Origin of the sequence: Curvivirga aplysinae, assembly GCF_009711445.1 — a bacterium.
In the GTDB taxonomy this organism is placed as follows: domain Bacteria; phylum Pseudomonadota; class Alphaproteobacteria; order UBA8366; family Aestuariispiraceae; genus Curvivirga; species Curvivirga aplysinae.
Genome location: NZ_SMMC01000020.1, coordinates 1 through 1,636, shown reverse-complemented (window position 1 = coordinate 1,636; position 1,636 = coordinate 1). Strand labels below are relative to the sequence as shown.

The 1,636-nt window shown below is 38.2% G+C and carries 2 protein-coding genes; both read left to right on the top strand.

Features of this window, described 5'->3' with window-relative positions:
- Nucleotides 1-134: 134 nt before the first annotated feature.
- Entirely contained in the window at nucleotides 135-866 is a 732-nt protein-coding gene (locus E1160_RS00115; RefSeq protein WP_155152962.1) for a substrate-binding periplasmic protein, read from the top strand.
- 47 nt (nucleotides 867-913) lie between these two features.
- On the top strand, nucleotides 914-1,636 hold a 723-nt coding region (locus E1160_RS00110; RefSeq protein ID WP_155152961.1), incomplete at its 3' end, for a substrate-binding periplasmic protein.

Here is a 1,636-nt window from a genome sequence, read left to right as displayed (position 1 = left end):
GGGGGGGGAGATATACAGTTTAAAGACCATGTGCTACACTTGCATATGATAGTTGTTACACTTGGAGAAATGGCCTGACATTGCCCATTGTTAAGTTCAAAATAAACTATTTAATTCTCTTCCCCATAATTTTGATGCTGGGGCTGTTATCTGATGCACATTCTGAAAATATTACGACTGACTTAGACGAAGTGGAGATCGCCGTCGGAGAATGGCCCCCCTATCTCTCGGAGGATTTGCCTCAAGGCGGTATTATGGCTCAGGCGATAACGGAAATTTTTCAAGATATTGGGATAGAAGCTAAGTTTAGGTTTTTGCCATGGGGGCGCGCTTATGAAGAAACCTCAAGAGGGGCTCATACTGCAACAGGTGTCTGGATGCATAAAGCGGAGAGAGAAGAAGATTTCATTTATAGTGACGCCATTTTGACAGAACAGTTTGTGTTTTTTTACAATACAGATATTTCTTTTGATTGGAAGACACTCAAAGATATCGAAAAATATCGGATAGGCGGCGGGACGAAGTATAGTTATGGGCCTGCTTTTGATGCAGCTATTGAGGCCGGTCTTATTAGGATAGAACGTTTGGGAGATGTTCACTTAAATTTCAGGAAGCTTTTAACAGGACGCATCTCTCTGTTCCCTCAAGAGATAAATGTAGGCTATGCTGATTTAAGACGATATCTTTCTATAGAGGATCAGGCACGTATTACGCATCATCCCAAGCCGTTTTTGAATAATCATTCCTATGTACTCTTTCCAAGAAGGGTCGAGACAAGTGAGGAAATTGTTCGACTTTTTAATGAGAAACTAAGGCGATATCGTGAGGATGGTCGATATGACATCTTGATGGCAACATTAAATTAGTCGCTTTTTAGGGGGAAGGTTTAGCATTATAGCGAATTAGGTTTGAAATGACCTATAAAAGCCGGAGGAAGAATTTGAGATATATAAATTTAGATGATAACTTTCTAATGCTCCGCAAAACTCTATTTTTTTCATGCTTGATCATAATTGCTTTTCTAGCCTCAGATGCTGACGCAAAATCCAGAAATTTAAAAGTATCTGAGTTTGTTGTTATGGCAAATCCACAGATACCACATAAATTTATGCAAGATAATAAACCTGCGGGAATAGATGCCGATATCGTTAAGCTTTTTTTTGAATCTGAGAAAATTCCATATCGTATTGAGCTGATTGAGTCTGACAATAGATTGCTGCTTGAGGCTAAGCAGGGTCGCGCAGATATGTTGCTTCTGTTTTCACGAAATTTAGAGCGTGAAAAATTCTTAATATATCCTGATATTTCTTATATCGATATTACATGGAACTTTTTTGTTCGGGCTGATAGAGCGAACGAATTCAGATCTGGTCACTTGGAAGATTTAATAGGCTTTCGTGTGGGGGCTACTGAGGGGATATCATATACAGATCGTTTCTGGTCTTCAAATTTAACCTTAGACAAGGTTGCAAAAAATAGCCTTCAAATAACTAAATTATTAAATGGTCGTATTGATACAGTTCCTCTGAATACAATCAATACACGTTATGAAGCTCAGTTAGGCGGCTATCTTCACAGATTACATATACTTCAACCGCCATTAAAATTTAAAAGTTATTATAATGTATTTAGTAAG

Bases quoted from the DNA above. Each gene is read 5' to 3' on its own strand.
- E1160_RS00115 (WP_155152962.1), top strand. From the start codon at position 135: ATGCTGGGGCTGTTATCTGATGCACATTCTGAAAATATTACGACTGAC.